Raw genomic sequence first — 22,174 nt, 5'->3', positions numbered from 1 at the left:
CGAATGAGCAGACCCCGCCCGCGATGTTTCTACTCCCGGGTGGGTTTCTTGCTGTATCAGCAGGTTTAAAACGAGTATGTCTTTCGAGGGGGCGCTATGATGTCGCAGGAAACACTCCCTTTGTTTGCTGAACCATTCGTTCGCGGCTATGTGGAACAAGAAATTTTTTACAATGAAGAAACGTGGTATGGAGTTATTCGTCTTAAAGTAGAGGAGACCTCGGAAGCGATCAAGGAGACAGAGGTAGTTGTCGTGGGCAACTTTCCGCGCCCTCATCCGGAAGAACTCTACACTTTTTACGGAGAATGGAAAACACACCCCCGATTTGGGCAGCAATTCGCGACGTCCCGCTATGAGCGCGAAACGCCGAAAACGGTGGCTGGCGTAGAAAAATATCTGGCCAGTGGCCTGTTCCAGGGAATTGGCAAAAAGATGGCAAAACGAATCGTAGAGCATCTGGGAGTCGAAGCGCTGTCGATTATCGCAGACCGTCCCGAGTCGTTGGCGGAGGTCCCTGGGATATCGGAAGCTCGTGCCAAGCAGATTTATGAATCGGTGATGGAGCATCGTTCTTTGGAACAGGCTATGGTGTTTTTGTACGAGTTCGGAATCGGGGGGCAGCTTGCACTCAGGATTTACCAGACCTACAAGCTGGAGACTTTGAAAGTGCTTTCAGAGGAGCCTTATCGGCTGATCGAGGATGTGCAGGGGATTGGTTTCAAGCGTGCGGACGAGATCGCTCGTGCGACCGGAATCGCGGCATCTTCCGAGGAGCGCGTCAAGGCAGCAGCTATTTTTACGCTGCAGGAAGCATCTTACGCGGAGGGCCACGTCTTTCTCCCGATCGAAGAGCTGTGCGAAAAAACGCTGCGCTTGCTGCAAGAATGCGGGGGCCATGCTTTCACAAAGGACGAGGTAAAACTGGCGATTGAAGCTCTGTTTGTCACCTCCAAGGTGATGTGGGACGAGGAGCGGGTATATTTGCCCAGCCTCTTTTTTGCCGAGGTTGGGCTTGCGAAGCGGCTTCGCTTTTTTGCCGACCGCGATGACTTTTCCTCCTTTCCCGTGTCAGAGCTGTACCAAGCCATGGGTGCGGTCGAGGAAGAGCTGGATATCACCTATGCCCAGACGCAGCGGGATGCGATCGAACAGGCGATCACGTCAGGCCTGATGCTTCTGACGGGAGGACCGGGGACAGGGAAAACGACCGTAATCCGGGGGATATGCCGCGTGTTTGCGCATCTGCATGGGATTTCGTTCGACCTGAGAAAATACGATGAAAGCAATCCGTTTCCCATCCTGCTGGCTGCGCCCACGGGCCGGGCGGCAAAAAGGATGACGGAGACGACCGGACTGCCCGCCATGACGATACATCGGCTGCTCGGCTGGAAGGGAGACAGCTTTGAACATGACGCCGAACATCAGATTCGCGGAAAGCTGCTGATCGTGGATGAAATGTCAATGGTGGACATCTGGTTGGCCAATCAACTGTTCAGGGCGCTGCCGAGCGACATTCAGATCATTCTGGTAGGCGATCCGGACCAGCTGCCCTCTGTCGGGCCGGGGAACGTTTTGCAAGACATGATTCGCTCCGGGCTGTTGCCGCGCGTTCAGCTGACGGAAATTTACCGGCAAGCGGAGGAATCGTCGATCATCCGGCTTGCGCATGATGTAAGAAAAGGAATTGTCCCGTCCGATCTGCTGGAATCCTCCCCCGATCGCAGATTTTTCACAAGTTCGCCACAAGATGTAATCGAAGCAGTGAAACAAATTTGCCTGGGAGCCGTAAAGAAAGGATATACAGCAAAAGATGTACAAGTTCTCGCGCCCATGTACAAAGGAAATGCAGGTGTAAACCGGTTGAATGAAGAGCTTCAGGAGCTGTTTAATCCAAAGACCGGCCAAAAACGGGAAGTGACGTTTGGCGACACCGCGTTTCGGACGGGAGACAAAGTGCTTCAACTTGTAAACAATGCCGAAGAACAAGTGTTCAACGGCGATATGGGTGAGATTGTTGCCATTTTTTACCCAAATGAAAACGCAGAGAATGAAGAGATGATTGTCGTCTCCTTCGACGGCCGTGAAGTGACGTACAAGCGATCCGCATACCATCAGCTGACGCTGGCTTACTGTTGCTCTGTCCATAAGTCGCAAGGCAGCGAGTTTCCGATCGTTGTCATGCCGTTTGTAAAAAATTACCATCGGATGCTGCGACGCAAGCTGGTTTATACGGGAATCACGCGCAGTAAATCATTTCTCATCATGTGTGGAGAACCGGAAGCGTTTCGCATCGCCGTCCAGTCGGATGAGGAGGGCGTACGATACAGCTACCTGGAGGAACGCCTGAAACAAGGATGATGCTGGAACCTGTGTCGTCACTGCATGGAACGATTCAATCCGCCCGATACTAAAGAGGCGGAAGGGGGAAATCCCATCATGCGCAAGGCATTGGATGTGGTCGGCATGCCGGTCGTCTGCCTGGAGACAGGAGAAGAGATCGGTGTTATCCGTGACATTCTTTTTGACTCCGAAAAGTGGCAGGTCGTAGGAGTCTTGCTGAGCGAACAGGGCTGGCTGCAACCCGGCACCTATATACCCCTGGGCCGCATACATGCGGTGGGAGAGTCCTGTCTCACTGTTTCGGGCAAAGACGCAATAACCTCCTTGGATCATCTGGCCGCTTCGGAACCCACTGGTGTCCTGACAGGGAAGCTGAAACTGAAGGGGAAATCCGTGATTTCCACTTCGGGGAACTTGCTCGGTCGATTGGAAGATGTTTACTTCTCTGCGGACTGGGAGAAAATTGTAGGGTACGAATTATCGAACGGTTGGCTGGCGGACGTTACGGAAGGACGTAAACGCCTGTCCGTTCCTCCGTCCGTCATTATTGGGGAAGAAAACCTGATCGTGCCGGATTAAGGTTCGCAGCCAGGCGTGAAAGGGAGGAAAAATAGATGCGTGTGATTTGCCCGAACTGCAGTTCCAAAGACATTGGCAAAATTGGTACCAATCAGTACTATTGCTGGAACTGCTTCATTGAAATGAGCGTATCCAATGAGCAGATTGCTTCCGTTTACCAGGTGGAAGAAGACGGCTCGCTGCATTCGCTCAACGATCTGTTCATCGAGGAACAGATTGTGCCGACTCAGTTAAGCATGTAGACATCAAACCCGGAGGTGTGTCACCGAATGATTGCTCGAAACCTGCTTGGGATCATAGCAGCAGGCGGCATAGTGGCTGCTGTCGGATATATGATGGCTCCGCGCCGCCGCAGACGTTTTGCGTTGAACATCAATCGTTGGCCCGTCTCCATGCGAGATGTAAAAAAAATGATGAAGACAAGCCAGAAGCTGATGCGGGCCTTTGCTCGTTAGCAGGCGTGGCGACCCATAGAGCCGGACGCATGAAAGAAGCGTCCGGTTTTTTTATGCACGCTCTGTGTGCGAGCTGCAAAACAAACCAAAAGCTGTCAAGCGTACAGGGGGGATTTGCCTTCCGTTTCAATCTGCTTGATCAGTAGTGGAAGCATCCCTCTTGTAGAAACGAAGAGCGAGAAAAAAGACTGAAAATTTATAATTTTCATGTTGAAATGATGTCACTCCTCCCTTATAATGGCAACAAATGGAGCTATAACTTCAGAATTTACGCATTTGTAAAGTCAAGACTTCACAGAATTCACTGCCTGCTTTACTCTGCACCACAATGAAACAGGGAGGCGATTGTAAATGAGAATCGCGATTGGCGGAGTTGTTCACGAGACCAACACTTTCTCCAATGTGCCGACGGCAAAGGAGCTGTTTCAAGTCTGGGAGTGGTCCGAGGGGGAGGAGATTCTGCTCAAACATCGGCGAGTACGCGATTTTTTGGGCGGGATGATTGACCGTGCGGAAGAGTGGGGGATAGAAGTGATCCCGACGTTTTTTGCCAGCGCCTATCCCGCCGGCACCATCACCAAAGAGACATACAAGGAGTTAAAAAACCGGCTTATCACGGGCATTCGACAAGCCGGACAGGTGGACGCCATCCTTCTCGCTCTCCATGGGGCTGGTGTAGCGGAGGGCGTAGACGATCTCGAGGGAGACATCCTGGAGGCAGTCCGCAGCGAGTTTGGCGATGCCGTACCCGTGGTCGTCACGCTTGATCTTCATGGCAACCTAACGGAAAAAATGGTTGCCCAGGCTGACGCACTGCTTGGTGTCCACCTCTACCCGCATACAGATTGCTATGAGCGCGGTGTGGAAGCAGTCGCGGTGGCACGGGGAATTGTCGAGGGAGGATTAAAGCCAACGATGCACCTCGTCAAATTGCCGCTGATGATCCCCACCTCCACGACGAACCAGTCTCCTGCCAAAGACGTTAATGAACGGTGCTGGCGCTGGGAAAAAGAAGAGGGAGTGATTGATTGCGCCTTTTTCCACGGTTTCCCTTATACCGATATTCCCGATGTGTGCGTTTCCGTACTTTCCATCACCAATGACAATCCTGGTCTTGCCCGCCGCGTTGCAGAAGATGTTGCCGCCTATATTTGGGAGCAGCGTGAAGCCTTTGCACCTGATGTGCTGTCCTGCACGGAAGGGATTGAAGCGGCATTGAAGCTGACGGGCCAGCCGGTCGTGATCAATGAGACCTCTGACAATCCGGGCGGAGGGACTCCCGGTGACGGCACCCACCTTCTTCGGGCCATGCTGGAGGCAAAGCTGGAAAATGCCTGCTTCGGCTTTATCTACGATCCGGAGGTGGCGGAAATCGCCCATAGGGCCGGGACTGGGGCGACGATTGAGGTGAAGCTGGGCGGGAAGACCGATGAGCTTCACGGAGCGCCCCTCGAAGTAAAGGCTTATGTAAAATCGCTGACAGACGGTACGTTCACGGCAACCTCTCCGATGGGAGAAGGAGGTGTCGTTCAGCTCGGGAAATCGGCACGCCTGCAGATCGGCGGGGTTGCTGTCATCGTTTGCTCGGTCAAGTCACAGGTGCTGGATGAACAGATTTTCTTGCTTCACGGAATCGACGTGAAAACATGCAAGATTGTCGCACTGAAGTCGAGCCAGCATTTCCGGGCAGCATTTGAACCCATCAGCCACCATATCATTACGGTGGATTCCCCGGGGCTGACCACGCTACGTTTTTCTTCCTTTGATTACAGACGAATCGCGCGGCCGATGTATCCTCTCGATGAGGCCGTTTCCTGGACAAAACCGCAAGCAAACGAGGAACAACCATATCAAAATACGTAAGGAGCAGAAGATGGAGAACGTAAACGAACATATCCGCAAACAATACCACACGTTGACCAACCAGCAAAAACTGGTTGCCAAGCTAATTTTGGACGAACCAAAGCAAATCGCTCTCCATCCGGCAAAAGTAATCGGCTCGTTGACAGGAACAAGCGAAACAACCGTAATTCGCCTCTGCTATGCGTTGGGCTACTCAGGTTACACCGCTTTGCAAAATGAAATTCGCGAATCGCTGTTGCTTCCAGGCAAAAAAGATAAGCTGCTGGAAAACTACTCGACAGAGCAAGTGGGGGAGACCGACCTGGTCGCCTACAATATGTGGCAGGACATGGCCTTTATCGAAAAGACGATGAACGACCTCGATCCGCATCAGTTTCAGCGAGCGGTAGAGGCGATCGTCAAAGCGAAAAAAGTAATCGTCGTCGGGTTCCGCAGCTCGCATGGTCCTGCCACCTGGCTTGCTTCCACCTTGAACGTGGTGAAGGGAAATGCTCATTTGTACCGCGGCCAGATTGATGATGCCAACTATCTGATCACCGAAGTGAATCCCAAAACGGTTGTCATCGCGTTTTCATTTCCGCGCTATACGTCGGAGACGATTATCTTTTCGACTGCGGCAAGGGAGAAGGGAGCCAAAATACTGGCCATTACCGATGATGAGCTGTCCCCGATCGGACCGGTCGCTGATGTGTTGCTCAAGGCAACCACCCCTTCCCCCACCGCCTTGAAGGGAATGGCGACGATTTTTTCTCTTTTGAACGTACTGGTCAGCGGCGTAGTCCAGGCAGATCGGAAACACGTACAGCAGCGAATCAAGCAATACGATGAGAGCAGCCGGCAGTTTTACCCGTTTTTTGAAACGCCTTAAATCGTACAATAGGGGGTTCATCTTATGATGTTCCGGTTCCAGCGGGCCTGGTACAAGATCACGGCTCTAATAGTAACGGTTCTGCTGATTGCTGGCTGCACGACAGCGTCCCAGCAGACGACAGGCGAACAGCTTTCCACGGACGCAGGGTCAACCTCGCAAGGCAAAGAGGGAGGAACACTGGTAATCTCTGCTCTGATCGAGCCGGACACCATTGATGTGCAGAGCGCGACATGGGTAGACAACGCCAACCTTCAGGTATACGATCCGCTGCTGCACTACGACCTGAATGGAAAAGTGATCCCCGGTGTAGCGGAAAAATACGAGGTTTCCGCTGACGGGAAGGTCTGGACCTTCATTTTGCGAGGGGACGTTACCTTCCAATCGGGAGAACCGCTGACGGCTGAAGCTGCCAAAAAGACAATTGAGCGCTTCGCCAAGATCTCTCCTGTGAAAGATTTGGCAGGTCCCCTGGAAAAAGTGGAAGCGCCTGACCCCCATACGTTGAAGGTGTATTTTTCGGAAGCGTTTGCTCCGTTTATGACGATGGCCGCCGGCTCCTTTATCGGTCCGATCGATCCCAAACGGGTGGATGAGCTGGGGGAGAAATTCGGCGAGAACCCGTCTGCCACAGGGCCGTTCCTGTTTGTCAAATGTTTGAGTCAGGTGTGGGACGCGCTCACAATATCGCGATTACCGCGCTTCCCAATTTTACGATTCCCGGCGATACATCAGCTTCCAGTCGCTATTGGCAGGAAGACATCGTTTCACCTGAAGTGGAGTTCTACAGACCGGGTATTCTCAAGGTGCCGACTGGTGCCGGCATCGGGTATGACCTGGATCAGAATCGGGTAAACAAGTTCCTCGTTCGGACAGAAAGCTTCCGCAAGTAGAGAAAGAGCAGTACAAAGGAAGGGGAGAACGTTGAAATCGAGTGGGAGTGGTCGAGCATGCAACCTGACATCCGCTATCAAGTGATTACGGATATCGCAGGGATTGAAGCTGTTGTGAGCCTGCAAGAAGCGATTTGGGGGAACGGCAGCATTACGCCGCTGGCACAGCTGATCGCGTCCATCCACAACGGCGGTGTTGTCATCGGTGCGTTTGCTGAGGAACAGTTGACGGGCTTTTGTTATGGATTTCCCGGATTTCGGCAGGGAGAAACTTATCTTTGTTCCCACATGCTGGGGATGCTGCCTGCCTACAGGGATTACGGGATCGGCAAGCGCTTGAAGCTGGAGCAGCGTCTCTGGGCACTGGAACATGGCTACCGGAAAATGACTGGACATTCGATCCGCTGGAAACCCGCAATGCTTATCTCAATCTGAGCAAGCTTGGCGGGTTCGTCAAAACCTATCTGCCTTCCTACTACGGCGAAATGAAAGACAAAATCAATAACGGACTGCCCTCGGACAGATTTCTCCTGGAATGGGAGCTTTATTCGCAACGACGGCCCTGCTCACTACTATGTTTTGAAAAAAGGGAAAAATCCTGCATCAAAATAAGTAAGGGAGGTTTACACATGAGCATGACCGTGAATGTGAGCAACCTGGAGTGGACAGAACTGTTTGAGTCGTATGCCGAGAAGCTGAAGGAGGAGCTGAAGGTGCCTGGGGTAGCAGTGGGCCTCAGCCAGGATGGAGAATTGTTATACTGCAAAGAGTTTGGATACAGGGATGCGGAAGAACAACAGGAGATCACAATGGATACTGTATTTGGCATCGGCTCGGTGACAAAATCGTTTACATGTGTCGCAATTATGAAGCTCCAGGAAGAAGGAAAACTGAGCGTTCATGATCCAGTCATCAAGTACTTGCCGGAGTTTCGCATGCCGCATGGCCAATATACAGATCAGGTGACGATCCATCATTTCATGACCCATACGGCTGGTTTGCCGCCGCTTCCTTCCCTGTACGCTGCGATGAAGCGGAGTATAGAGCAAGATCCAAACGTCAAAGGGACAGAGCAAGTAAAAAAGATCGAAGACCTTCCATATATCGACACCTACTCTGAATTGATGGACTTCATCGCAGCACAGGATGTAGCCCTGCTCGGTCCACCGGGAACGCAGTTCAGCTACTCCAATGACAGCTATGCGCTGCTAGGAGCCATCATTGAGCGAGTGAGCGGAACAAGCTATGAGCAGTACGTCACGGAGCATATTCTCGAGCCTGCGGGCATGAACAGAACTGTCTATACCGCGGGAGAATTGGACCAGATGGACGATGTGGCAAAAATCTATAAGAGAAATCCGGAAAACCCGGATGAGGTGTTTGCAGCGCCTCACTGGTGGGCTGCACCGGCTATGACTGCAGCAGGCTTTTTGAAATCGACGATCCGGGACTTGCTGCGATATACGGAAATCTTCCGGACGGGCGGAATGACAGGGGGGGTGCGGATTCTCGAAGAGGAGAGCGTCAAACAGATGACCGCTTTGCATGCGGTCGTCGATGCCGACAAGTATTACGGATACGGGTTGATGATCACGCCGGGATGTTTTGGCGGAACATTGGTGGAGCATGGGGGCTCCATTAAAGGTGTGAGCGCGCAAATCTTTACTGTACCCCAGACAGGTATTTGCGGGGCGATTTTGAACAACGTGGACGGGGTGCCCGCCAGAGAGCTGATGAACGGGTCTTTGAACACGATGAACTCGCGTCCTGCAGATGAACTTCTCTTTGACTACGAGGAGGAACCGGTAGAGGCGGAGGAGTTGGCAGATTACTATGGCGTGTACCAGTCAGGCGAAGGAGTACAGGTAACGGTGGGCATGGTGGAGGGGCAATTAACGCTTACTGCTCAAGGCATGTCTTTACCTCTCCGCTGCGTCGGTCAGGACCGTTTTGCCTATAAAAGGAGAGCAACAGAATACACATCTGACTTTATCCGTGATGAAGAGGGACGCGTCATTCGCTTGAGCTTTGGATTCCGTCAATTGCCCAAGGTAGAAACGACTTAATTAACTGACGAGAGCTGATTTATCCCAAAGGCTTTATCCAAACAAAGAAGGCTTCGCCAATTAACTGGCGAAGCCTGTTTCTTGTTTAAGATTGTTCGGCCATCCGTTTTTGCGCCTGATTTTTCATTCGGCCGATCAGCAGGACGCCAACCACGATAACGGCAATCAAAGCCCATTTCAGCAAAGGGTATTCGACAAAGAAGCCTTTCAGGAATGGCTCGCCTGTAATCATGCTGCCTGCCGTGTAGGCAAGTACAGCTGATCCGACGTAAATCACGGCAGGGTAGCGGTCCATGACCTTCAGTACGAGTGTGCTGCCCCAGACCATGACGGGAACACTGATAATCAAGCCCAATACCACCAAAAGGAAGCTTCCGTGTGCTGCCCCGGCAACCGCGATCACATTATCCAGTCCCATTACAGCGTCGGCTACGACAATCGTCCAAATGGCCGCACCCAGGCTGGAGCCTGCTTTGACTGTTTCATGTCCTCCGTCTTGTACAAGCAGCTTCATTGCGATCCAGATCAGCATCAAGCCGCCGACGAGCAAAAGACCTGGGATTTTTAACAACCAGACCACAGCTAGAGTCGCAGCCGCCCGAATGACAACCGCCCCGACGGTTCCCCAGATAATGGCTTTCTTTTGCTGATGCGCCGGCAGATTGCGTGCCGCCATCCCGATGACGATAGCGTTATCCCCCGCCAGCACAAGATCGATGACAATGATGGCTAATAGCGCAGACCAGAATGCGGGTGTAAACAACATTTCCATGTTTCTCCAACCTCCTTTATTGTGGATGTCTCTAAAGGCCGCTGCTCCAAATCTGCTTGACACTCTTTATGTAGTCTGTGCCACGATGAGGAAAACAAAACGACCTTTACCCTAACAGGCAAAGGTCGAAAAAAACAGAAAAGACCCTTACCTAATCAGGCAAAGGTCTTGCTTACAACGAACGTGACGTTGCCAACAAAGCCGGGGAAATTCATTCCCGTAATGACGACTTTGCTGCGAAAAAGCTACTCCCCTTTGAAGAATATCCATTTGTGTTTATATCGTACACCCGTGTCTTCCTGTGTGTCAATAAGTATCTGTCGCCAATGTACATGTTTTTTTCAAAATTGGCACACGCTAATTCATACGAAATTTGCGCAGAGGAGGTCGCAGCCGTGGAAGGACTTCGCAACAGCCGCCTGTTTGCTGCCGCCATTTGGCTGATCGTACTGTTGATCATCGGCAACTTGCTCTGGCTGCTGCGCCCTGTGATCAGCGCCTGGTATCATTTGCTATTGGAAATTCTCCTGCCTTTTATCGTCGGGCTGTTAATCGCTTATCTGCTGCATCCCATCGTCCAGCTGCTGGAGAGGCGCAGGGTACCCAGGCTGATGGCGGTGCTGTTGATTTACGCGTCGTTCGTACTGATCATCGCCATCGCAGTCGTCAACGCCATCCCCATTTTTACGACGCAACTGGTCGAGCTCTCCGATGATATTCCCAGACTGACCGAGTGGTATCACAAGTGGATGAGCGAATGGGAGGCGCACAAGTACTTTTTGCCCGACAGCATTTCACACGGAGTGGACCGGGTCATTATCCAGTCCCATGAAAAAATGTCCCACTCCATCACGCAGTTTGTGAACAATGCCCGCAATACACTTGGAAAACTGTTGGCCTATGCGGTCGTTCCGTTCATTGCTTTCTATCTGCTGAAGGACATGAAAGACCTTCACCGGACGGGAATAAGCATTATACCGGCCCGCTACCGCAAGCAGGTGCTTGCTGTATTGCGAGACGTCAATGAGTCATTGGGGAATTACATACACGGTCAGATGATCGTCGCGCTCATCGTGGGACTGTGCGCGTACATCGGGTACTGGCTTATCGGAATGCCGTATCCGTTCGTGCTCGCCTCATTCGTCTGCCTGACCAACGTCATCCCTTACATCGGGCCGATTATCGGGGCAGCACCCGCCGTCGTCGTTTCGCTGACCATATCGTTCAAGATGACCTTGCTGGTGCTGGCCGTCAATGGCATTATCCAGATTTTGGAGGGGAATATTTTATCCCCGAATGTTGTCGGCCGTTCCCTGCAATTACATCCGCTGCTGATCGTCATGGCGCTGTTGACCGGCGAGGCGGTCGCGGGGATCATCGGCTTGATCGTGGCGGTCCCTGTCTTGGCTGTCTGTAAAGTGGTGATCAGCCGAATCGCCTTGATCATGCATGAAAGTTGACAGCAAACGGTAAAAAAAATTATAATACGGACAATGAAAAGTAACGGGGAAAACCCCGCAGATCGATGAAGGAACGAGTACGTCGCAGCCCTTCTACAGAGAGGACGCTCCGCAGGTTGAGAGAGTGGCCAGAAGAAGTGCGACGGAAGGCTACTCCCAAGACCGGGGAAAAACCGGCGGCCAGGCACCGTTACGGCCTTAATCGAGCGACAGGCATGGGTTTATCGAATCACGAGGCCTGTAAGCAGGGTGGTACCGCGAGACAAGTTCTCGTCCCTGAGGGGATGGGGACTTTTTTATTTTCATACTTCATCATAACAGGAGGGCAGTTCTTATGAAGAAGCTGACAGGCAATCAAATCCGCAGAATGTTCCTTGATTTTTTCGTGCAAAAGGGCCATCGCATCGAACCGAGTGCGCCCCTCGTCCCGGTGGACGATCCATCCCTGCTTTGGATCAACAGCGGTGTAGCCACGCTTAAAAAATATTTCGACGGCCGCATCATCCCGGAAAATCCGCGCATCACCAACGCGCAAAAGTCGATCCGCACCAACGACATCGAAAACGTGGGCCGGACAGCTCGCCACCATACCTTCTTTGAAATGATGGGGAACTTTTCCATCGGCGATTACTTCAAGGAAGAATCGATTCACTGGGCATGGGAGTTCCTCACAAGCAAGGAGTGGATCGGCTTTGATCCGGACAAGCTTTCCGTCACTATTCACCCGGAAGACGAGGAAGCTTTCGAAATCTGGCACAAGCAGATCGGTCTTCCTGCAGAACGGATTATCCGGCTGGAAGGGAACTTCTGGGATATCGGGGAAGGCCCGAGCGGTCCCAATACGGAGATTTTCTACGACCGGGGCGAGCGTTTCGGCAATGACCCGAATGACCCGGAGCTGTACCCAGGCGGAGAAAACGAACGCTATCTGGAAGTGTGGAACCTCGTATTCTCCCAGTTTAACCACAATCCCGACGGCACCTACACGCCATTGCCGAAGAAAAACATCGATACCGGCATGGGTCTGGAGCGGATGGCTTCCGTCATTCAGGAAGTGGACAACAACTACGAAACAGACCTGTTGTTCCCGCTGATCGAAGCGGCCAGCCGCATTTCCGGCGTAGCGTATAAACAAGACCCTGAACTGGATGTAGCCCTGAAAGTGATCGCCGACCACTCCCGTACGGTCACATTTGCCATCGGCGACGGTGCCCTGCCGTCCAACGAGGGCCGCGGCTATGTGATTCGCCGCCTGCTGCGCCGTGCTGTCCGGATGGGCAAAAAGCTTGGCATCGAGCAGCCGTTCCTGTATCACCTGACGGAGACAGTCGGCAGCATGATGGGCGAATTCTATCCGGAAGTGGTGGAGAAGCGCGCATTCATCGAAAAAGTGATTCGTGCCGAGGAAGAGCGTTTCCACGAAACCTTGAACGATGGACTCGCTATCTTGTCCGAAATGGTAAAAACGGCAAAAGCGGAAGGCAAAAGCCAGCTGTCCGGGCCGGAAGTGTTTAAAATGTACGACACCTACGGCTTCCCGGTCGACCTTACCGAAGACTTCGCGGGTGAGCAAGAGCTGTCCGTTGACCGCGACGGCTTTGAGCAAGCGATGGAGGAGCAGCGCAAACGTGCCCGTGATGCCCGTCAGGACGTGGACAGCATGCAGATCCAGGGAGGTCCGCTTTCCGATTTGACGGTTACGAGCGAGTTTGTTGGGTATACTGAGTTGGTAACGACTGGAAAAGTCGAGGCGATTGTGTCGGCGAATCAATTGGTCGATCAGGCGGAGGAAGGTCAAACGGTTCAAGTAGTCCTGAGCCGCACTCCTTTCTATGCGGAAAGCGGCGGTCAGGTCAACGATGAAGGCGAGCTCATCTCCGACAATGTGAAAGCGCGGGTCAGCGACGTTCAAAAAGGGCCGATGGGACAAAACATCCATACCGTGACAGTGGAAGCGGGCGCACTTCGCGTTGGCGACGAGGTCCGGGCACAGGTAAACCGCGAAGCCCGACTCGACATTACGAAAAACCATACCGCCACCCACTTGCTCCATCAAGCGCTGAAAGACGTACTGGGTACTCATGTCAATCAGGCAGGCTCGCTGGTGGCTCCCGAACGGCTTCGCTTCGACTTTACACACATCAGCTCGATCGCCCCTGAAGAGCTGGATCGGATTGAAAAGATCGTCAACGAAAAGGTTTGGGCCAATCTGACAGTAGAAATCACCAATCGTTCGCTAACCGAAGCAAAGGCGATGGGCGCGATGGCCCTGTTCGGCGAAAAGTACGGCGACATCGTACGGGTCGTCAAAGTGGGCGAATACAGCCTGGAGCTGTGCGGCGGATGCCATGTTGCCAACACGGCGGAGATCGGCCTGTTCAAGATTATGAGCGAAAGCGGCATTGGAGCGGGAACGCGCCGGATCGAAGCGGTAACCGGACGCGGCGCTTACCAGTTCCTGAACGAACAGCTCGGCATTCTGAAGGACGTGGCGCAAACGCTGAAGGTGCCGCTTTTGGCAGAAGCTCCAGCCCGTGTGGAGGCTCTCCAGCAACAGCTCAAGGAGGTACAGCGTGAAAATGAATCCCTCCGCACCAAGCTGGGCAATATCGAAGCGGCTTCCTTGACCGACAAGCTCCAGCAGGTAGACGGCGTGCAGGTACTGGCGGCCCGCGTATCCGCAGCCGATATGGATAATTTGCGCGGCATGGTCGATGAACTGAAAAACAAGCTTGGCTCTGCAGTTATCGTCCTTGGCTCCGCGGACGGAGAAAAGGTCAACCTCGTTGCAGGGGTGACCAAGGATCTGATGGATCAAGGCTTGCACGCAGGCAAAATCATTAAGGAAGTAGCGACTCGCTGCGGCGGCGGAGGAGGCGGACGTCCAGATATGGCCCAGGCTGGCGGCAAAGACCCGTCCAAGCTGCAGGAAGCGCTTGATCTGGTATACGAGCTGGTAAAAGGACAGATGGCGGCGAAGTAACATCGCCTCCGTCTTGTCAGCTTTCGCCAATTTTTGTGGAAAAGTGCAGAACCAACAAGGAATTTGACTTGTTCGAAGCGAAGTACACAAGGAAAAGCAAAGCAACCAGTGGCAGAGTCTCAATGAATCGAGGTGTTGATCGTGAGTTCGATGGATAATACCATGAAGTTCACGGTGCCCAAAGAGAATAATTCAGAGGAAGTTCGGGAAACCTTGACAGAGGTCTATCGGGCTTTACAGGAAAAAGGATACAACCCGATTACACAGATCGTCGGTTATCTGCTTTCCGGTGATCCGGCTTTCATTCCCCGCCACAACAATGCAAGAAGCCTGATCGGAAAAATCGAACGGGACCGGATTATCGAGGAACTGGTAACAGTCTATTTGGTCGACAGGGATAAATAAACCCGTCCCTGTCGTCATGAGTGATCGGTCAAAACGAGACGCCTCGTTGCACCGTAGAACTCGCACATCCTGTGCATCGGGCAAATGGCTTTGTCAACGTGCAGACGAAGCAGGAATAATCTAATCAGAACAGCGTAAGTAGGCGAGTCGGATGAAACGGATTATGGGATTGGATGTCGGAGACAAAACCATCGGAGTCGCCGTCAGCGATGAGCTGGGCTGGACGGCCCAAGGTGTGGAAACCATCAAGCGGCAGTCCAGGGAAAAGGACTTCGCCCGCCTTGATGAGTGGATCGCGAAGTATGACGTGGGCGAAATCGTCGTAGGCCTGCCAAAGAACATGAACGGAACCATAGGCCCGCGAGGCGAAATTTGTCAAGCCTTTGCGAGCAGGCTCGAAGCGCATACGTCTTTGCCCGTCCATCTCTGGGATGAGCGTCTGACGACTATGGCCGCCGAGCGCATGCTGATCTCCGCTGATGTCAGCCGGCAAAAAAGAAAAAAAGTAATCGACAAAATGGCGGCCGTACTAATCCTGCAGGGTTATTTGGACGCGAAATCGAGGTGACGAGCATGAGTGAAGAGTTGTTTGATGAGTTTGAGGTAGGCGATGTGATCGCGCTGACCGAGGAAGGAAGCGACGATCCTCGTGATTTCCGCATTATGTATATCTTCGACATCGAGGATCGCTCGTATCTGGTCCTGGTCCCTGTCGATCAGGAGGAGGAAGAAGAGTACGAGGTTCACTTCCTCCGCTACGAGGGCACGGATATGCTCCAGCCGATCGAGGACGATGAAGAGTGGGAGCAGGTGGAAGCGACATTCGAGACCTTGATTTCCGATCTGGAGAAGGAAGAACTGTAGACAGTCTGGAATAGCTGGAGGCAGATAAACGAGAGGGATATAGTGCCCTCTCGATTTTTTATGCCCAACTATTGATCAGATTTGCGAATCACCCGGTGATCCTCATCCAAACGGTAGAGCAGCTTGCCGTTTGCATCATAAGCCAGAAGAACAGGGGCTGCTCCCTCGTCAGGGCCGAACGCACGGGCAAAATGATACAAGCCTTTGACTGGCTGCATCGATTGCTTTACCCCGTCGCTCCATTCTACGGTTAGTGTGTGGATGAGCGGATCATTGACCTGGTTAACAGCGTAGGTGTACCAGCTGTCACCCTCCCGGTGTCCGCCCCAACTCATTTTTAACATTTCGTCGTGATCTAAAGGATGTCCCACCCCTCCACCCCTGTTTCGCCATAGAATACCGAACGGCCGATCCATGTGAAAATGGTGGTAGAGCTCATGCTGATCATCGTAGAAAAGGACGGAGTACATGCCGCCTGTTTGAATCATAGATACAACCTCGATGGTACCAGCGGAGAACCCCATTCCTTCAAGTGTGTGTCCAGCAGCGGATTTTGGGGACCACGGGCTTGGGTAGTAAAGGGGAAACAGGATTAACAAAGATACGACAATAATCAGCCAACGGATCAAGCGGTTTCTGCGTTCTCGCAGTCGCAAGCGCTCTTGCATTACTCTACCCCTCCTTTCATCAGCGGAACGGTAAAGGAGAAGGATTGGCCGTAGCTTTCGTCATAGATGCGAATGGATTGAAGATCGGATGGAGCTTCTTTTACCAGGTAGGAGCCTTTGGACAAAAGCCAACCGCCAGATGCCCCGCTTGAGCTGACGTCTAGATCTTGGCCAGTGTCTGAAGCAATTTTTACAAAGCTGGGAAGAGAGTTTGAACCAAAACCGCGACTGGTCATATAAACCTCCAGTGTTTTCCCGTTGTATCTGACCCCGTCTACCGTGAATTCCCGGTTATAATACGTTTGAGAGATGCCGGGGCCTGGATAGAAGGTGCCCGCTTTTTTGGCAAGACGTATTTCATCTGCGTTGGCAAACAGCACTGTGAACGAGCTGATCAAGAGAAGAAGGACCTGCCCCCCGAAAAAGAGTACAAGCACCCATTCCAAAAAAGTGAAAAAGCGTTTCATCATAAGTAAATCCCTTCCTGCGTCGTTGTTTATTTCTTCCATTGTTAGCGAGGAAATTCCTGCTTGTTTCCCGGAAAATGCTTCACGCAGGAGTTGATGACAAGGTAGACATGCCTTCGGTATAATGAAACAGATAAAAGGGCGGCCTATTTTTTACCCGGTCGCCCAAGCGTGGCTTGCCGCAGAGATTGAGAAAGGCGCTGCCAAGAAGGAGGACTCTTTTACGTGAATCCTATGTCAATCAAACACGACGACCAATCGGATTGGCCGCCGGTGCAGAAACGGAGAAGGGGAGGCCGTTTTTTCCGTACAGTCGTCATCTTATTCTTGCTGGTGCTGCTCGGCACAGCAGGATTGGTTTACTACGTGTATCAAGGCTTGCAGCCTGTCGCCGGAGAAGCCGTTACCAAAGAGGTGCAAATTCCATCCGGCTCATCTGTGAAGCAAATTGGCCGCATCCTGCATGAGAACGGATTGATACGGAATCCCGATCTTTTCGCATACTATGTCCAGTACAAAGGGACAGGCTCCCGCTTGCAGGCCGGAGACTACCAGTTCCAGACAGGCCAAACGATCGATCAGCTGCTGCAAGCGATGGGAGAGGGAAAAACCATTGTCAATGCGATGCGTTTTACGGTCCCGGAAGGCTGGAATGTCGAACAGATCGCCGATCACCTGGCCGAAAAAGGTCTGGCGGACAAGGCGAAGTTTCTGAAGGAAGTCAATCAGGGCAGCTTCCCCGAGTTTCCATTCGTCGCGTCAATCCCGCAAAAGGAAGGGCGGAAGCATCGCCTGGAAGGGTACTTGTTCCCGGAAACCTACGAGATCAAGAAGGAAGCCGACGAGCACGAGATTATCTCAAAAATGCTGGAGCAGTTTCAGAAAGAGTGGAAGCCGGAGTGGACAGAGCTGCTCGCAAAGCGAAAAATGACGATCGATGACGCCGTCACACTGGCCTCCATCGTCGAAAGAGAGGTCGTCGTCGACAAAGAGCGGCCTACTGTAGCCGGCGTTTATTATAATCGGATACGGGAGGGGTGGCTTTTGCAGGCGGATGCCACAGTCCAATTCGTGCTCGGCAAGCAGAGAGACAGAATTACGTATGAAGACTTGAAAGTAGAGAGCCCATACAATACGTATCTGCATCCCGGCCTGCCTCCCGGTCCGATCGCCAATCCGGGCAGAGCGTCGCTCGCCGCTGTCGTTTCGCCACAGAGCCATGATTACTTTTTCTATGTAACGAAGAAGGACGGCACCTCGGAGCACTACTTCTCCCGCACGCTGGAGGAGCATAACGCCCAGGATAAAAAGAGCAGAGGAAAATAGTAAGTGGTTTTCGGCTTATTGCCACGGCTTTATGCTATAATAATTCGGTTGTGAAAAGGGGGTGACGTGATGATAACCAATCCTGCGATAGACGAATATGTATCGGGACTGGTCCCCCCGCGTTCTCCATTGCTGCAGCGCCTGGAAAAAGAGGCTCGGGCAGAAGGCATTCCGATCGTACAGCTCCCTGCAGCGCAGGTGATGCGCTCTTATCTGCTGCTTCACCGTCCCAAGCACATTCTTGAGGTGGGAACGGCCATTGGCTATTCAACGATTTGGCTGGCAGAGGCGGCACCGCAAGCGAAGATCGTGACGATGGACATCGACGAGGAAAGGCTTCAGAGAGCGAGAGCAAATCTGAGCGAAGCCGGGGTTGCAGACAGGGTAGAGGTTCTTTTCAAGGATGCGACGACCGGCCTTCCGGATTCCTTCCGTTTTGACTGTCTGTTCATCGATGCGGCAAAGGGGCAATACCGTTCGTTTCTTGACCTCTACCTGCCGCTCTTGAATCCGGGAGGAATGGTACTGACAGACAATGTCTTGTTCCGCGGCCTTGTCGCCACTCCTGAGGAAGCAGGAAAAAGACTGCGTCCCATGGTGGACAAGCTGATTGGTTTTAATCGCTATCTGGTCCAGCAGCCCGAGCTGGAGACTGCATTTATTCCGGTCGGAGACGGGCTGGCTGTCAGTTTTAAAAAAAGATAACGAGCAACAAAGACCAACCTCCAACAATTTGTTGAAGAGGGCTGCATGAGGAAGGGGATATGAGTCATGGGTCACCCCGTCGTGATAGGGGTAGCCGGGGGCAGCGGTTCCGGCAAAACTACAGTGGCAAGGGCATTGTACCGGCAATTTCAAAATGAAAGCGTCACGATGATTGAACAGGATTCTTACTACAAGGATCAGAGCCACTTGAGCCTGGAAGAACGGGTGCTTACGAATTATGACCATCCGTTTGCATTTGATAGCGATTTGATGCTGTTCCAGCTGCAGGAGCTGATCGAAGGCAGAGCGATCGAAAAGCCCATTTATGATTTCAAGGTGCACAACCGCAAGCAGGAAACGGTGCGGGTAGAACCGAAGGATGTCATTATTCTGGAAGGCATGCTGATTTTGGAAGACCCGCGGATTCGCGAGTTGATGGATATCAAGGTGTTTGTCGATACGGATGCGGACGTGCGGATTGTCCGCAGGATCGTGCGGGATATCGAGGAGCGGGGACGTTCGCTCGACTCTGTCGTGAGCCAGTATCTGGACGTAGTCCGCCCGATGCATCTGCAATTTATCGAGCCGACAAAACGGTACGCCGACGTGATTATTCCTGAAGGGGGATACAACCGAGTGGCTCTGGATCTATTGTCGACGAAAATACGCGACATTTTGCTGGAGAAGCAGCAGGTGGCAAACAAGTCGTAAGCGTAAAGAGAGAGAATCAGTCATATCGACGGTATGAACAAATGACGGAGCCGTTCCTGTCAGCTTCCCATTGGGAGGATGTCACGAACGGCTCCTTGCATATTTTCCTAACTCCAAAACTCAAACGAATGCGAATGCAGACAAAGAAACTATCCGCGCAGCAAATTTTTCAATTCTCTCTCGTATACGTGGACAATCCGCTTCCAACAGTATTTTTCCTCGACAAGCTGCCTGGCTTTTATAGAAATCTGTTCACGCAGTTTGTGGTTTGCAAGAAGCAACAACACTTTTTTCGCAAAGTCGTCTGCGGTATCAGCGATTCCGATGTGTTCCCCGGGGATTGCCTCCAGTCCCTGGGAGCCAAGCGAAGTAGACACAACAGGCAGACCGCTGGCCATCGCCTCCAAAATTTTCAATCGCGTCCCTCCCCCCATTCTGAGCGGGCAGACAAATACGGTTCCCTTATAGAGAAAATCTCTGATGTCATCTACATATCCCGTAACAACAAACCTGCTGTCCATTTTCGTTATGGCTTTTATCTGATCGGAAGGTTCTCTTCCTGCGACGTAGACCCGTATCTCAGGGTACACAGCAGAAACCTTAGGGAAAATCTCTTGAAAGAACCAAAGTATGCCGTCCTCGTTCGGGAACCAGCCCATATGGCCCGTGAACACAAGAGTATGTTCATCCCTTTTTGCTCCGGGAGGCCGCAGGTAATCGACATCGACTCCATTCGGTACAACGATGGTTTTGGGAGCGGGATCAGAGATAAATGCGAGTAGTTTATCTTTGTCATCATCCGAAACGGTTACGCACAAATCCTGATTGCTGACCGTACTTCGTTCGAATTCCATGAATTTTTTGTAGTCCAAGTGAGCTTTTATCTTCCATAGCACGGTCATATTCCTTCCGATATAGTTCAATCTCTGCAAATAAACCTCGTGTTCGACATTTTGCTGAACAAGCACCTTTTTTATTCGTTTGTCATGGGCAATTTTGTAATCGTACTGATCAATAAAGCAATGCTCAAGCTGAATAATATCGATGGGGTAATGTTCGATAAAGAAATCGATACTCTCCTGGAATTTTTCCGAGAAGAAATATTGATTGACGATCGGAGCTTGGGAAAAGTACCAGCGCATCTTGTTCAGCCATACCTGGTCGTAAAATTTTTCGTTGTTGCCGCGGGGATTGGGAAAAGACCTCATCGGGAGCGGGATTAAACGGACGTCTTTGCAGTAGCGGCGAAGACTTTGTTCATATTGCGGGTCATTGTCATCGGAATAGTAGGCAATGAGATAGACATTGTTGCTTGCAGACAATTCCTTTAGTACTTTAAAAACGCGCAGCCTACCGCCGCTTGTTGGAGGATAAGGCATTTCCGGGCTTAGGATAAGGATATTCAACCCACTTTCACCTCCAAACAGCAGGATGGAGATACCGGAAACTGCAGAAGCGGCCGATTTTATTCCAAGCTAGTGAATGGATAGCATTTTTTTCAATTCTTTCTCGTACTCAGCGACGATTCGTTTCCAGCTGTACGTTTCTTCAACCAAACGTCTGGCATTGCTGGCGAGTTCTTTGCGCAGCTCAGGCTGACGAAGCAATGCGAGAACTTTTTTTGCAAATTCCTCTTCATTTTTCGCGATCAGGATATGTTCATGATCGTTGGCTTTAATTCCCTTGCTGCCGGAAACGGTTGAAACGACCGGGATACCGCTTGCCATTGCCTCCAGTATTTTTACTTTTGTGCCTCCTCCAAGCCGGAGCGGGCAGATAAACACGGTTCCTCTGTACAGATAATCCCTGATGTCATCCACATATCCGGTAATTACGTATCTGCTGTCCTTCATTTGCAGTGCTTTTACTTTTTCCGAGGGCTCCTTTCCGGCCACAAAAATCCTTAGGTGCGGGTGCACGGCGGCGATTTTCGGAAAAATGCTTTCCGCAAACCACAGCAACCCATCCTCGTTGGGAAACCAGAACATGCCAGCCGTAAATACGAGAGATTGTTGATCACGTGTCGCCGGATCAAGGACAGGCTTTATGTAATCGATATCGACCCCATTCGGTACGACGATTGTCTTGGGAGCGGAGTCAGGCAAAAGCGAAGCCAGCTGCTTCTTGTCTTCCTCAGACACCATGATACATAAGTCCTGATCTTTGACTTTGTTCAATTCAAATTTTTTAAAGGTAAGACTGTCCAGCCTCGCCTTTAGCCTCCAGATGACGGATTTGCTTCGACCGACGTACTCCATTCTCTGCCTGTACAAGTCGTGCTCCACATTATATTGGACCAGCACTTTTTTGATTTTCTTATGTATCAAATTTTTGTAGCGATACTGGTCGATATAGCTATGCTCGAATTGGATGATCTCGATGGGATACCGTTCCAGAAAGCGATCGATGCTGCTTTGAAATTCCTGGGAGAAATAGTAGCTATTGATCGCCGGTGTCAAGGAAAAATACCATCGGATCTTGTTTGCCAAGATATGATTGCGAAATGTGTCATTGTTTCCGCGGGGGTCCGGAAATGATTTCAGCGGCAGGGGGACCAAATGGACGTCTTTGCAATAGGTTAGCAGCTTTTCTTTATAGCGCAGGTCTTCTTCGCTCTTATAAAAGGAAATAAGATAGATGTCGTTGCTTGCAGCAAGCTCTTTTAGCACTTTAAAAACGCGCAGCCTACCGCCGCTTGTCGGAGGATAAGGCATTTCCGGGCTTAAAATTAAAATGTGCAAGCTTATGC

The 22,174-nt window shown here is 51.7% G+C and carries 22 protein-coding genes; 17 read left to right on the top strand and 5 right to left on the bottom strand.

Annotated features, from left to right (window positions below):
* Nucleotides 1–99 precede the first annotated feature (99 nt).
* The 9 genes from recD2 (at nucleotide 100) to Q3F21_RS10230 (ending at nucleotide 9,064) form a co-directional block, all read left to right on the top strand.
* The gene (gene recD2 / locus Q3F21_RS10270; protein ID WP_425341239.1) at nucleotides 100–2,358 is read left to right on the top strand and encodes an SF1B family DNA helicase RecD2; all 2,259 of its coding nucleotides are present in this window, start codon (nucleotides 100–102) and stop codon (nucleotides 2,356–2,358) included.
* 78 nt (nucleotides 2,359–2,436) lie between these two features.
* Nucleotides 2,437–2,919, top strand: a complete 483-nt coding sequence (locus tag Q3F21_RS10265) for a PRC-barrel domain-containing protein (protein WP_340252076.1) — start codon at nucleotides 2,437–2,439, stop codon at nucleotides 2,917–2,919.
* A 35-nt stretch (nucleotides 2,920–2,954) separates the two neighbouring features.
* A complete protein-coding gene (locus tag Q3F21_RS10260; protein WP_340252073.1) occupies nucleotides 2,955–3,161 on the top strand; it encodes a hypothetical protein in 207 nt (68 codons plus the stop codon).
* 27 nt (nucleotides 3,162–3,188) lie between these two features.
* A complete protein-coding gene (locus Q3F21_RS10255; protein ID WP_340252071.1) occupies nucleotides 3,189–3,374 on the top strand; it encodes a hypothetical protein in 186 nt (61 codons plus the stop codon).
* Between the two features lie 351 nt (nucleotides 3,375–3,725).
* Nucleotides 3,726–5,237, top strand: a complete 1,512-nt coding sequence (locus Q3F21_RS10250; protein ID WP_340252069.1) for a M81 family metallopeptidase — start codon at nucleotides 3,726–3,728, stop codon at nucleotides 5,235–5,237.
* 10 nt (nucleotides 5,238–5,247) lie between these two features.
* On the top strand, nucleotides 5,248–6,105 hold the full coding sequence (locus Q3F21_RS10245; protein WP_340252067.1) for a MurR/RpiR family transcriptional regulator: 858 nt from the start codon (nucleotides 5,248–5,250) through the stop codon (nucleotides 6,103–6,105).
* A gap of 24 nt (nucleotides 6,106–6,129) precedes the next feature.
* Nucleotides 6,130–6,960: an ABC transporter substrate-binding protein gene (locus Q3F21_RS10240; protein ID WP_340252065.1), complete on the top strand. Its 831-nt coding sequence runs from the start codon at nucleotides 6,130–6,132 to the stop codon at nucleotides 6,958–6,960.
* A 95-nt stretch (nucleotides 6,961–7,055) separates the two neighbouring features.
* The gene (locus tag Q3F21_RS10235; protein WP_340252062.1) at nucleotides 7,056–7,433 is read left to right on the top strand and encodes a hypothetical protein; all 378 of its coding nucleotides are present in this window, start codon (nucleotides 7,056–7,058) and stop codon (nucleotides 7,431–7,433) included.
* Between the two features lie 194 nt (nucleotides 7,434–7,627).
* On the top strand, nucleotides 7,628–9,064 hold the full coding sequence (locus tag Q3F21_RS10230) for a serine hydrolase domain-containing protein (RefSeq protein ID WP_340252059.1): 1,437 nt from the start codon (nucleotides 7,628–7,630) through the stop codon (nucleotides 9,062–9,064).
* Nucleotides 9,065–9,149: 85 nt separating this feature from the next.
* Here the strand turns inward: Q3F21_RS10230 and Q3F21_RS10225 are convergent, their stop codons facing one another.
* A complete protein-coding gene (locus Q3F21_RS10225) occupies nucleotides 9,150–9,836 on the bottom strand; it encodes a TerC family protein (RefSeq protein ID WP_340252056.1) in 687 nt (228 codons plus the stop codon).
* Between the two features lie 395 nt (nucleotides 9,837–10,231).
* On the opposite strand from Q3F21_RS10225, the gene Q3F21_RS10220 reads away from it, so the two are divergent.
* The 5 genes from Q3F21_RS10220 to Q3F21_RS10200 all read left to right on the top strand — a co-directional run bounded on the left by Q3F21_RS10220 (nucleotide 10,232) and on the right by Q3F21_RS10200 (nucleotide 15,548).
* Nucleotides 10,232–11,296, top strand: a complete 1,065-nt coding sequence (locus Q3F21_RS10220) for an AI-2E family transporter (protein ID WP_340252053.1) — start codon at nucleotides 10,232–10,234, stop codon at nucleotides 11,294–11,296.
* A 334-nt stretch (nucleotides 11,297–11,630) separates the two neighbouring features.
* Nucleotides 11,631–14,279 (top strand): alanine--tRNA ligase, encoded by a 2,649-nt coding sequence (alaS, locus tag Q3F21_RS10215; protein WP_340252051.1) that lies wholly within the window; start codon nucleotides 11,631–11,633, stop codon nucleotides 14,277–14,279.
* Nucleotides 14,280–14,420: 141 nt separating this feature from the next.
* The gene (locus tag Q3F21_RS10210; RefSeq protein ID WP_340252049.1) at nucleotides 14,421–14,684 is read left to right on the top strand and encodes an IreB family regulatory phosphoprotein; all 264 of its coding nucleotides are present in this window, start codon (nucleotides 14,421–14,423) and stop codon (nucleotides 14,682–14,684) included.
* A gap of 151 nt (nucleotides 14,685–14,835) precedes the next feature.
* Entirely contained in the window at nucleotides 14,836–15,252 is a 417-nt protein-coding gene (ruvX, locus tag Q3F21_RS10205) for a Holliday junction resolvase RuvX (RefSeq protein WP_340252047.1), read from the top strand.
* 5 nt (nucleotides 15,253–15,257) lie between these two features.
* Nucleotides 15,258–15,548, top strand: a complete 291-nt coding sequence (locus Q3F21_RS10200; RefSeq protein WP_340252045.1) for a DUF1292 domain-containing protein — start codon at nucleotides 15,258–15,260, stop codon at nucleotides 15,546–15,548.
* A gap of 68 nt (nucleotides 15,549–15,616) precedes the next feature.
* Here Q3F21_RS10200 and Q3F21_RS10195 read toward each other — a convergent pair whose 3' ends face one another.
* Nucleotides 15,617–16,216 (bottom strand): hypothetical protein, encoded by a 600-nt coding sequence (locus Q3F21_RS10195; RefSeq protein ID WP_340252043.1) that lies wholly within the window; start codon nucleotides 16,214–16,216, stop codon nucleotides 15,617–15,619.
* Complete coding sequence (locus Q3F21_RS10190; RefSeq protein WP_340252041.1) at nucleotides 16,216–16,686, bottom strand: hypothetical protein; 471 nt, start codon at nucleotides 16,684–16,686, stop codon at nucleotides 16,216–16,218. The genes Q3F21_RS10195 and Q3F21_RS10190 overlap by 1 nt, the downstream gene beginning before the upstream one ends.
* 222 nt (nucleotides 16,687–16,908) lie before the next feature.
* Here Q3F21_RS10190 and mltG point away from each other — a divergent pair, with 222 nt between their 5' ends.
* The 3 genes from mltG (at nucleotide 16,909) to udk (ending at nucleotide 19,425) form a co-directional block, all read left to right on the top strand.
* Entirely contained in the window at nucleotides 16,909–18,009 is a 1,101-nt protein-coding gene (mltG, locus tag Q3F21_RS10185) for an endolytic transglycosylase MltG (RefSeq protein WP_425341238.1), read from the top strand.
* Between the two features lie 69 nt (nucleotides 18,010–18,078).
* Complete coding sequence (locus Q3F21_RS10180; RefSeq protein ID WP_340252039.1) at nucleotides 18,079–18,714, top strand: O-methyltransferase; 636 nt, start codon at nucleotides 18,079–18,081, stop codon at nucleotides 18,712–18,714.
* A gap of 66 nt (nucleotides 18,715–18,780) precedes the next feature.
* Nucleotides 18,781–19,425: a uridine kinase gene (udk, locus tag Q3F21_RS10175; protein ID WP_340252037.1), complete on the top strand. Its 645-nt coding sequence runs from the start codon at nucleotides 18,781–18,783 to the stop codon at nucleotides 19,423–19,425.
* Between the two features lie 149 nt (nucleotides 19,426–19,574).
* Here udk and Q3F21_RS10170 read toward each other — a convergent pair whose 3' ends face one another.
* Both Q3F21_RS10170 and Q3F21_RS10165 read right to left on the bottom strand, forming a co-directional pair.
* Nucleotides 19,575–20,831: a glycosyltransferase family 4 protein gene (locus Q3F21_RS10170; RefSeq protein WP_340252035.1), complete on the bottom strand. Its 1,257-nt coding sequence runs from the start codon at nucleotides 20,829–20,831 to the stop codon at nucleotides 19,575–19,577.
* A gap of 69 nt (nucleotides 20,832–20,900) precedes the next feature.
* Nucleotides 20,901–22,166 carry a glycosyltransferase family 4 protein gene (locus Q3F21_RS10165; protein WP_340252033.1) on the bottom strand — a complete coding sequence of 422 codons (1,266 nt, stop codon included), beginning with the start codon at nucleotides 22,164–22,166 and terminating at the stop codon, nucleotides 20,901–20,903.
* Nucleotides 22,167–22,174: the final 8 nt, after the last annotated feature.

This window comes from Brevibacillus borstelensis (genome assembly GCF_037834415.1).
GTDB lineage: Bacteria > Bacillota > Bacilli > Brevibacillales > Brevibacillaceae > Brevibacillus > Brevibacillus borstelensis_A.
This window is presented reverse-complemented; position numbering and strand designations above follow the sequence as displayed.